Below are 8119 nucleotides of genomic sequence, written 5' to 3'. Positions count from 1 at the left end.
TCTCCTCGGTCGCCTCGATGATGGCCGGCCCGTACATGGCGATGTATTTCGCCACGAAGGCGTTCGTGCGCTCGCTGTCGGAGGCCGTGGCTTATGAGCTGCGCGGCACGGGCGTGACGGTGACCTGCGTATGCCCGGGGCCGACGACCACCGGATTCGCCAAGGCCGCCAGGATGGGCGGCCGCAACTTCTTCACCATGACCAAGCCTGCCACCGCACGCCAGTTGGCGGCATTCGCCTACCACAGGATGATGCGCGGCTCGATCCTCGCCTACCACGGTCCGCTCACCAAGGCCGGCGCATTCGCCGAACGCGCGCTTCCCCGCGCAGTGACCCGGACCATGGCAGCGTTCATGAACGGCGGCAATCCGCACGCACATGAATCATCGCACCATTGAAATGGCGAATCGAAAAACGCCGTCAGAACCGCGTCCGTGACGTCGGATCCGCTTTGTCCAGCTTCTGCCGGCAGGCATCTCCGCCATTCCGCTCCAGCTCAAGCAAGGCGACTTTGGTATCAAGACCACCCGCATACCCGGTCAGACTGCCATCGCTTCCCACAACACGATGGCAAGGCACGATGATGGAAATAGGATTGTGCCCTACCGCCCCTCCTACCGCACGGGCGGAAACCCTGCGTCCATCGCCATTCATCGCTTCCAATCTATGAGCCAGTTCGCCGTATGTGACGGTCTCCCCATACGGCACATCCCGTAGCAACGACCACACCTTGCGACGGAATGGCGTACCGTCAAACCGTAGCGGAACCATGGATGAATCAGGCCGTTTCCCGTCGAAATAATCATCCATCCATTGCGAGGCAAGATCAAGCGGCTTCGACTCCCCCTCCGTTACGGATCGAGTCGATCCGAGCGTCCGCAACGCATCATCCAGATAGCGTTCCCAATCGAACCAAAGGCCGAGCAGCGAATCCCGGTCCGCAACCAGCGTGATGCCTCCCAGAGGCGAATCGTAATGCAACCTGTCAAGCATGCCGCGGCTCCTTTCCTTTCGACAATTACGAGCATAACGTCATCGGGTAGGGAGCGCATCGTTTCGCTTTATGAATCGGAATGTCCATGGCGGCGATGGCGGAATAGCGGTCCGACGCGGCACCACCATCCTTATGCCGAAGCCTGTGCGACCGCGAATCGTTTGGACGGCCGGTAGCACAGCAGCGCGATGCCGATGAGCACGGCAGTAGCGGCGAGGCTGATCGGGTAGACGATCATGATGGCTTCGAAGGTGCGATGCATGGGGAATACGAATTCGATCCAAGTGATGCGCACGCCGACCACGCCGGCCACGGTGAGCAGGGCCGGTGCCAGTGAAATGCCGAAGCCGCGCAGGTAGCCGGACATGACCTCGTACAGCATGCTGAATGTGTAGGCGGAGAAGACCATGACGAGTCTGGTGTAGCCGACGGCGATGACCTCGGGGGTGGCATCGAACAGGGCGAGCAGGCGGTGGCCGAAGAGCAGTACGACGGCGATGGTGGAGGCGGTGGCGATGAAATCCTCCAGGATGCAGATGCCGAGCACACGCTTGCAGCGTCCGATCTGCTTGGCGCCGTAGTTCTGTCCGGTGAAGGTGGCGCAGGCTTGGCTGAAGGAGTTGAGCACGTAGTAGGCGATGATCTCGATGTTGAACGCGGCACTGGATGCGGCCATGACGACGGTACCGAGGCTGTTAATGGCGGCCTGGATGATGATGTTGGCCACGGCGAACACGGCGCTTTGCACGCCGGCGGGCAGGCCGATGCGCATGATCTGGCGCAGGGTGAGCGGGTCGATGCCGAGTTCGCGCAGGTTCACGTGGATGGCGGCGTCGGTGTGGACGAGCCGGTACAGCAGGATCATGGAGCTGGCGATGTTGGCGAGGACGGTGGCAGTGGCAACGCCCGCGACGCCCAGATGGAACAGGATGACGAGGATCAGGCCCATGGTCACGTTGAATACGCCGGAGACGGCGAGCACGGCGAGCGGCGCCTGCGTGTCACCGATACTGCGGAAGATGGCGGCCTCGAAGTTGTAGAGCAGGATGACGGGCATGCCGAGCAGGTAGATGCGCAAGTAAATAAGCGCCAGAGGGAACACCTCGTCGGTCACGTTGAGCATGCCGAGAAGCGGGCCGGCGAGCAGTTCCCCGATGACGGCGACGACCACACCGCCAATCAGGGCGGTAACGATGGAGGTATGCACGGCCTTGCGCACGGCATCACGGCTGCCGCGGCCAATGGCGTTGGCGATGACGACGTTCGCGCCGAGCGCGATGCCGATGAACAGGTTGAGGATAAGCCCGGTGACCGGCGCGTTGGAGCCGACGGCGGCGACCGCGGCGGTGCCGTCGCCTTGGGAGAAGTTGGCGACGATCATGATGCCGGACGCGTTGAAAAGCTGTTCCAAGATGCCAGTCGCGGCCACGGGCAGCGCGTAGCGCAGAACCTTGGTCCAGATGCGGCCATGCAGCATGTCTATTTCCTGTTTGTTCCCCGCCTTGTCTCTTGCCATGGCCTTCGCTCCTCCACTGTTCCCGTATTCTTGTTCCCGGTTTCCCTTGCGGCCTTGCGCGTCTTGTATGCCCCATGCGCCGCGTTCCGGGTCTGTCACACCGCACCTCGATGCCGGCCCGAATGAGGATTGTAGGATCGCCACCATGCGATAGCAAATAGCTATGCGCTATTCCTTCCCATTGCCTTCGTGCATGGATTGCAGCGACTGCTTCACCTGGTCCAGGAATATGACCGCGGATTTCGACAGCGCGGCGTGCCGACGGTATACCAGCGCGCATTGCGTCTCCAAAGGCGGGTCGAGCGGCAGGAAACGCACGTCGGCGGATTCGCCGCCGTCGAGATGATCGTCCGTGGTGACCACGCATCCCAGCCCGCTGGTCACGAAGGGCGAGGGGCTGCCGTTGAGCACGTTGTACGTGGCGGAGACGTCGAACTCGTCCATATCCACGCCCGCCCACAGGCTGAATTCCCGTTGCAGCCCCTCTCGGTGGTGGACGGCCAGCGGCATATGCTTCAGATCGTCCACAGTCAGGACGCCTCTGCCGGCCAGTTCGCTGCCGGCGGGCACCAGGGCGCCCCACCGTGCCACGTCCGGCAATGGCACGAAGTCGTAGCGCACCACGTCCACCGGCCGAAGCAGCACCGCGAAGTCAAGCGTGCCGTGCTGCAGACGTTCCGACACGTCGGTGGCATCTCCATTGTGCCAATAGAAGCGGATGCCCCGGTGCACCTCGTGGGTCCGGGCCGCGGCTCTGAGCAGGAATCTGGGGATATGCCCGCCGACCGCCACCTCCCCCGCCACGTCGTGCTCGTCGGTTTTGAGCTCGCGTTCGGTTCTATCCACCAGCGTGACGATCTCCTCCGCGCGGCGGTAGAGCAGCATGCCGTCCTCCGTCAGCGTGACGCGCCGGCCGCCGCGCTCGAACAGTTTCTTGCCCAGTTCATGTTCGAGTTGAGCGATCTGCTTGGACAATGTCGGCTGCGACATCATCAGCGTCTCGGCGGCGCCGGTGAAGCTCTCTTCCCTGGCGACGGCGAGGAAATACCTCAATACGCGAACATCCATCATCAGCTCCTTCCTGCCCGGCATGCGTGCCAAGCTTCCCACCATACTATTCCCATCAGCTCTTGCAATCGATGAACCATAGCTATTTGCCATTGCCACGGCGGCGTCCATACAATGCCCGGCAGCACATCGCAATCAGAGAGAAGCAGACACAAGCAGGCGACACAAGACAAGGAGCATCAATGGATATGAGCGACCGCTATCTGACGCTGAACGACGGGAACCGCATGCCGCGCATCGGCTACGGGGTGTTCCGCATGACCGATCCGGACGTATGCGAGAACGCGGTGGTCGAGGCCATTCGGGCGGGCTATCGCCTCATCGACACGGCCGCCGCCTACGGCAACGAACGTGCGGTGGGCGCCGCCGTGCGCGGCAGCGGCGTGGCACGCAGCGAGATCTTCGTCACCACCAAGCTGTGGATCACCGACACCAGCTACGACGGCGCACGCAAGGGGGTGGAGCGCTCCCTGGAACGGCTCGACATGGATTACGTGGATCTGCTGCTCATCCACCAGCCGTACAACGACTACTACGGCGCGTGGCGCGCGCTCGGCGAGCTGCAGGACGAGGGGCTGGTGCGTTCCATCGGCGTGGACAACTTCACCCCGGACCGCATGGCCGACTTCCTGTTCTTCAACGACCGCAAGCCGGTGGTCGACATGGTCGAGTGCAACGCGTTCTACCAGCGCGAAGTCGACAGGCGCTATCTGCACGAACATGGCATCGCCATGCAGGCGTGGTCGCCGCTGGCCGCGGGGCATGCGGAGCTGCTGGGCAACGACTTGCTCTCCCATATCGCGGCCGACCATGGCAAGTCGGTGCCACAGGCCGTGCTGCGCTGGCTCATGCAGCGCGGCATCGTGCCGGTCGTCAAGTCGGCAAACCCGGACCGCATGCGTCAGAACCTCGCCGTCTTCGACTTCACGCTGTCCGACGACGAAATGGCCGCCATCGCCACGCTCGATACCGGGCATACCTGCTTCTCGCCGCGCGACACCGGCGAGGCGGTACACGCCTTCCTCGAACAGGCCATGGGCTACGACGTCTGAGAGCCACCCGCCACTTCCCCGCCGCTTCCCCGTCATATCGGAATCGCAGCACATTCCTGCATGCGTTTCCATGTTCCATAGGCATTGGATATGCAAAGCGTTTCGGCATAAGCTCACGGTGTACATGCAAGAAAGGAATGCAAAGACCATGAGCAAACCCTATATCGTATGCCACATGATGATGTCGATCGACGGTCGCATCGACTGCGGTATGACCGTGCAGTTGGCAGGCAACACCGAATACTACGAGACGCTGGCGGCGTTGGACGCCCCGACCCGCGTGAGCGGCCGCGTCACCGCGCAGCTCGAGATGGCCTCCGGCGAATTCCACGCCACCGGCAGCCCGCTCGGTCACGAAGCCTTCTCCAAGAAGGCCGACGCTGAAGGATACAACGTAATTCCCGACACCAAGGGCACGTTGAGCTGGCCGGACGATTCCGGCAGCGCCAAACCTCTGGTCATCCTGACCTGCGAGCAAGTGAGCGAGGATTACCTCGAGTTCCTAGATTCGCGCAACATCTCATGGATCGCCACAGGCCGCGACCGCATCGATCTCAAGCGTGCCAGCGAAATCCTCAATGAGGAGTTCGGCGTGGAACGCATGGCCGTGGTCGGCGGCGGCACCATCAACGGCGGATTCCTCGATGCCGGCCTGCTCGACGAGGTGAGCATCCTGATTGGCCCCGGCATCGACGGCCGCAAGGGCATGGCCTCCACGTTCGACGGCCTGCCGATGGACCGCAGGCCCGTCGCCCTGAAACTCGATTCCGTCACCCCATATGAGGATGGTGCGGTTTGGCTGCGCTATTCGTTCGACCGGTGAGTGGCGGGCAAGCCGGCATAGGAACCGTCTATAAGCAGAAACGAAGCAAGGGAATGGATACGCGCCGCCGCGCTGTGCGGCTATGGGGCTAGTATGAAGCACATGACTGAAACCGTTTCAACCGCATCCAACGCGGCCGGCGCGTGGACGAATCCGCTGCGCGACCCCCGCGACCTGCGCCTGCCGCGTATCGCCGGCCCGTGCAGCATCGTGATCTTCGGCGTGACCGGCGATCTGTCCCGCAAGAAGCTGCTTCCCGCCATCTACGATCTGGCCAACCGCGGCCTGCTGCCGCCGAGCTTCGGCCTGACGGGATTCGCTCGCCGCGACTGGACCGAGGACCACTTCAAGGACTTCGTCAAGGAGAACGTGCAGGCGCACTGCCGCACACCATTCAAGGAATCGACTTGGAAACAGCTCGCCGCGGGCATCCGTTTCGTGCAGGGCACGTTCGATGACCCAAAGGCGTTCGAGCGCCTGTCCGAAACCGTCGCGGAGCTCGACCGCGACCGCGGCACGCGCGGCAACCACGCATTCTATATGTCCGTGCCGCCGCGCGCCTTCCCGCAGGTCTCCCGACAGCTGGCCGACTGCGGTCTGGCGAAATCTTCAAAAGGCGCATGGCGTCGCGTGATCATCGAGAAGCCGTTCGGACATGATCTGGCCAGCGCCAAAGAACTCGACCGCGTGGTCTCCGAAGTGTTCGACCCGTCGAGCGTGTTCCGCATCGACCATTACCTTGGCAAGGAGACCGTGCAGAACATCCTGGCGCTGCGCTTCGCCAATGCCATGTACGAGCCAATCTGGAACAACAATTATGTGGATCACGTGCAGATCACCATGGCCGAAGACATCGGTGTGGCCGGACGCGCCGGATATTATGACGGTATTGGCGCCGCGAGAGACATCATCCAAAACCATCTGCTGCAGCTCATGGCGTTGACCGCCATGGAGGAGCCTGTCTCCTTCTCCGCGGCCGATTTGACCGCAGAGAAGACGAAGGTGCTCTCCGCGGTGCGTCTGCCGAAGGATTTGGCGGCACATACCGCTCGAGGCCAGTACGCCGCCGGATGGCAGGGTTCGCATGAGGTTGTCGGATATCTGGACGAGAAGGGCATCGACCCCAATTCCACCACCGAAACCTATGCGGCGATTCGCTTGGACATCGACACCCGCCGTTGGGCCGGCGTGCCGTTCTATCTGCGCACCGGCAAACGATTGGGCAAGCGCGTCACGGAGATCGCCGTGGTGTTCAAGCGCGCTCCGCATCTGCCGTTCGAATCGACAGCCACCAAGGAACTCGGCAAGAACGCCATCGTGATCCGCGTGCAGCCCGACGAGGGCGTGACCATGCGCTTCGGCGCGAAGGTGCCCGGCGGCACTTCGATGGAAGTGCGCGACGTGTCGATGGACTTCGGCTATGGTCGTTCGTTCACCGAATCCTCCCCCGAAGCCTATGAACGTCTGATTCTCGACGTGCTGTTGGGCGATCCGCCGCTGTTCCCCACCACCGAGGAGGTCAACCTCTCATGGAAGATCCTCGACCCGATCGAGGAGTTCTGGTCGACGCTCGGCCAGCCGCAGCCGTATCGTTCCGGCACGTGGGGCCCGGAAGAGGCCGTTGAAATGCTCGCCCGCGATGGACACCGTTGGAGGATGCCGTGATCATTACCATGCAAGACACCGAGACCCGCGAGATCTCGGCGAAAATCGACGAACTGCACGAGGAGCGCGGCGAGGCGGCATTGGGACGCGTGCTCACCCTGCTCATCTCCACCAACGAGACCGAACTCGAGCATGATCTCGAAATCGCCAACAACGCGAGCCGTGAGCATCCCTGCCGCGTGATCGCAATCGCGCCAAGCAGCCGCAAGGTCAATCCGGAAGATGAGGAAAATCCCACCTTCCTTGATGCCGAGATTCGTTTCGGATCCGACGCGGGGGCCGGTGAGATCATCGTGCTGCGTCCGCGTGGCGGTCTGATCCGCCACGCCGATACCTTGGTGATTCCGCTGCTCGTTCCAGACACCCCTGTCGTGGCATGGTGGCCAAACGAGGCGCCCGCGAACCCGTCGAAGGATCTGCTCGGCTCCATGGCCAGCAGCCGCATCACCGATGCAATGCATTCCTCGAACCCGCAACGCACGATGGACGATCTGCGTCGCAACCGTTCCTCCAAGGACGTGGACATGTCGTGGACGCGCCTGACCGTATGGCGCGCGATGATCGCCTCCATGCTCGACCAGCCGCCGCACCTGCCAGTGAGCAATGTGCGCGTGACCGGGCAGAAGGATTATCTGCCGTTGGACCTGCTTGCCGCATGGCTGCGTCTGCGTCTGAACGTGCCGGTGATGATCGAGGAGGATCTGGACGCCACGGCCGTCACCGGCGTGTATCTGACGCGCGGCGACGGTGTGCTGAGTCTGGAACGCCCCTCCACCGACGATGGATTCGCCGTGATCAGTGTGCCCGGCCAGTCGCCGCAGACCATCAGCGTGCCCGCACGAACGCTTGAGGAATGTCTGAGTGAGGAACTTGGCCGCTTGTATCCGGATGAGATCTACAACGAGGTCGTGTCCCGCGGTCTGGAACTGGTCAAGCCGAGGCAATAGCCCGTCGGCGCGACGGAACCGTTACCACCATTCGGGAAAACGCTTATCAAAGGA

Annotated in this window: 8 protein-coding genes; 5 read left to right on the top strand and 3 right to left on the bottom strand. The window is 62.5% G+C overall.

What is annotated here, in order from left to right; all coding sequences use genetic code 11:
- Positions 1-398, top strand: a 398-nt coding sequence (locus ACR0P8_RS04365; protein WP_432623968.1) for an SDR family NAD(P)-dependent oxidoreductase, incomplete at its 5' end; no start/stop codon positions are given.
- 22 nt (positions 399-420) lie between these two features.
- Here the strand turns inward: ACR0P8_RS04365 and ACR0P8_RS04360 are convergent.
- The 3 genes from ACR0P8_RS04360 to ACR0P8_RS04350 all read right to left on the bottom strand — a co-directional run bounded on the left by ACR0P8_RS04360 (position 421) and on the right by ACR0P8_RS04350 (position 3581).
- On the bottom strand, positions 421-993 hold the full coding sequence (locus ACR0P8_RS04360; RefSeq protein ID WP_432623967.1) for a methylated-DNA--[protein]-cysteine S-methyltransferase: 573 nt from the start codon (positions 991-993) through the stop codon (positions 421-423).
- A 131-nt stretch (positions 994-1124) separates the two neighbouring features.
- A complete protein-coding gene (locus ACR0P8_RS04355; RefSeq protein WP_432623966.1) occupies positions 1125-2510 on the bottom strand; it encodes an MATE family efflux transporter in 1386 nt (461 codons plus the stop codon).
- A gap of 168 nt (positions 2511-2678) precedes the next feature.
- Positions 2679-3581 carry a LysR family transcriptional regulator gene (locus tag ACR0P8_RS04350; protein ID WP_432623965.1) on the bottom strand — a complete coding sequence of 301 codons (903 nt, stop codon included), beginning with the start codon at positions 3579-3581 and terminating at the stop codon, positions 2679-2681.
- A 179-nt stretch (positions 3582-3760) separates the two neighbouring features.
- Here ACR0P8_RS04350 and ACR0P8_RS04345 point away from each other — a divergent pair, with 179 nt between their 5' ends.
- The 4 genes from ACR0P8_RS04345 to ACR0P8_RS04330 all read left to right on the top strand — a co-directional run bounded on the left by ACR0P8_RS04345 (position 3761) and on the right by ACR0P8_RS04330 (position 8065).
- A complete protein-coding gene (locus tag ACR0P8_RS04345) occupies positions 3761-4630 on the top strand; it encodes an aldo/keto reductase (protein ID WP_432623964.1) in 870 nt (289 codons plus the stop codon).
- A gap of 148 nt (positions 4631-4778) precedes the next feature.
- Positions 4779-5453 (top strand): dihydrofolate reductase family protein, encoded by a 675-nt coding sequence (locus tag ACR0P8_RS04340; RefSeq protein WP_432623963.1) that lies wholly within the window; start codon positions 4779-4781, stop codon positions 5451-5453.
- A gap of 93 nt (positions 5454-5546) precedes the next feature.
- Positions 5547-7118: a glucose-6-phosphate dehydrogenase gene (gene zwf, locus ACR0P8_RS04335; protein WP_432623962.1), complete on the top strand. Its 1572-nt coding sequence runs from the start codon at positions 5547-5549 to the stop codon at positions 7116-7118.
- Positions 7115-8065 carry a glucose-6-phosphate dehydrogenase assembly protein OpcA gene (locus tag ACR0P8_RS04330; RefSeq protein ID WP_432623961.1) on the top strand — a complete coding sequence of 317 codons (951 nt, stop codon included), beginning with the start codon at positions 7115-7117 and terminating at the stop codon, positions 8063-8065. Before zwf ends, ACR0P8_RS04330 begins: the two co-directional genes overlap by 4 nt.
- Positions 8066-8119: the final 54 nt, after the last annotated feature.

Origin of the sequence: Bifidobacterium sp. (assembly GCF_050874245.1) — a bacterium.
In the GTDB taxonomy this organism is placed as follows: Bacteria; Actinomycetota; Actinomycetes; order Actinomycetales; family Bifidobacteriaceae; genus Bifidobacterium.
The sequence above is the reverse complement of the archived record's forward strand: the minus strand, read 5'-3'. Positions and strand labels throughout refer to the sequence as shown.

What these genes read in the sequence shown, in the direction of transcription:
- ACR0P8_RS04340 (WP_432623963.1), top strand. Translation starts at nt 4,779, where the DNA reads ATGAGCAAACCCTATATCGTATGCCACATGATGATGTCGATCGACGGT.
- ACR0P8_RS04360 (WP_432623967.1), bottom strand. Translation starts at nt 993, where the DNA reads ATGCTTGACAGGTTGCATTACGATTCGCCTCTGGGAGGCATCACGCTG.
- ACR0P8_RS04350 (WP_432623965.1), bottom strand. Translation starts at nt 3,581, where the DNA reads ATGATGGATGTTCGCGTATTGAGGTATTTCCTCGCCGTCGCCAGGGAA.
- zwf (WP_432623962.1), top strand. Translation starts at nt 5,547, where the DNA reads ATGAAGCACATGACTGAAACCGTTTCAACCGCATCCAACGCGGCCGGC.
- ACR0P8_RS04355 (WP_432623966.1), bottom strand. Translation starts at nt 2,510, where the DNA reads ATGGCAAGAGACAAGGCGGGGAACAAACAGGAAATAGACATGCTGCAT.
- ACR0P8_RS04345 (WP_432623964.1), top strand. Translation starts at nt 3,761, where the DNA reads ATGGATATGAGCGACCGCTATCTGACGCTGAACGACGGGAACCGCATG.